Origin of the sequence: Lutibacter sp. HS1-25 (genome assembly GCF_004121075.1) — a bacterium.
In the GTDB taxonomy this organism is placed as follows: domain Bacteria; phylum Bacteroidota; class Bacteroidia; order Flavobacteriales; family Flavobacteriaceae; genus Lutibacter.
In genome coordinates, this window is sequence record NZ_RHLN01000071.1 from 1 (window position 1) to 1,383 (window position 1,383).

The 1,383-nt window shown below is 33.0% G+C and carries 2 protein-coding genes; one reads left to right on the plus strand and one right to left on the minus strand.

All coding sequences use genetic code 11. From position 1 onward, the window contains the following. Positions 1-178 precede the first annotated feature (178 nt). A complete protein-coding gene (locus EC396_RS12240; RefSeq protein WP_129366715.1) occupies positions 179-568 on the minus strand; it encodes a helix-turn-helix domain-containing protein in 390 nt (129 codons plus the stop codon). 269 nt (positions 569-837) lie between these two features. Between EC396_RS12240 and EC396_RS12245 the strand changes: the two genes are divergently transcribed. Then, a partial coding sequence (locus EC396_RS12245; RefSeq protein ID WP_164975277.1) for a transposase occupies positions 838-1,383 on the plus strand: 546 nt, incomplete at its 3' end.

The window sequence follows — 1,383 nt, forward strand, 5'->3', positions numbered from 1 at the left end:
TTAAGGTTTTTCATTTGAGATTTAAGTTCAGAATGAAGCTTCAGTCCACCAGTTTGTTGACTAACTTTATTGCGATATTGTTTGACCAACAGAATTAATTGTTGTTCATTATTTTCTTTGATTTGTTGAGATTTTAAGCGCTTATAGAAGGCTTGTTTACTAATCCCAAAACACTCGATTAACCATTTTCTTTTAAACGGTTTTGTTTCTTTTTTTGAATCTCGTCGGCTAATGTTTTGGGCAATGACTTTTTTGCTAAATCCACACCAGTAATAAGTTCCATATCCGCAATTATGTCTTGCTGGAAGTCTTTTACAAACTCCAATTCTTCAATTCTTTGCTTTAATTTTTTGATTTCGTCTTTTTTGCTCATTCCTAATTTCTTTTGCTCTAAAGTACTATATTTTTTTAACCAATAGTCAATAGAAGATCTTGAAATATTGTATTTTTTAGCAGCATAATTAATTGAAATACGACCATTTTGAATTTGGTCAATAACGAGTAATTTTAAATCAAAACCCACTTTTTCATAGGATTTTTTTCGGCAGGGTACTTTTTGTTCTTTCATACTTTCGTTGTTTAAGTTGTCTAATTTTTAGTCAACCTATTTCAGGAAAGTACATCCTCCGCAGTTAAAGCCAACGTTTACGTATAAGAATAGTTGCGGGTTTGCGTGCGAGGATTTTCCGAAGGAAAATCAGACGTAGCAAATACGCAACGCCCTTTGATTAAGCACTAAACCGCAATTATTTTTATACATTGTGCCTGTTGCACAAGTTCTATCAAAAATAGGTTAAAATATTTGTAAAAAAAATGAAAAATCCTTAATTTCATGGAATGCAAGGCAAGAAAGAATATCAGGAAAAGTTATTCGCTAATTTTCAGTTAAGTGAGCGAGTACCAGCACACAATTTTTATCGGAGATTAAAACAAGTGTTGGATTTGGATTTTTTATATCTATTAACCAGACCCTATTACGGTGAAAGCGGACAAAAAAGTATTGACCCTATTGTTTTCTTTAAACTGTGTTTGGTTGGCTATTTGGAAAACATCATTAGCGATAGAGATTTGATACAACACAGCGGTATGCGGTTAGATATTTTGTTCTTTTTAGGCTATGACATTGATGAACCTTTACCTTGGCATTCCACCATCAGTCGTACCCGTCAATTGTATCCTGAAGCGGTATTTGAAGAAGTTTTCACAAAGATATTTTCTATGTGTGTTGAAAAAGGAATGGTGAGTGGACATACCCAGGCGATTGATTCAGCTCCAATAAAGGCGAATGCTTCTATGGATACTTTGGAATTAAAAGTTCCAAAAGAGGATTTGGAAGCTCATTTGTATAATATTCGTCACATTAGTTTAATGGATAAAAAAAAA

Coding starts and splice junctions, on each gene's coding strand:
- EC396_RS12240 (WP_129366715.1), bottom strand. CDS start 568: ATGAAAGAACAAAAAGTACCCTGCCGAAAAAAATCCTATGAAAAAGTG.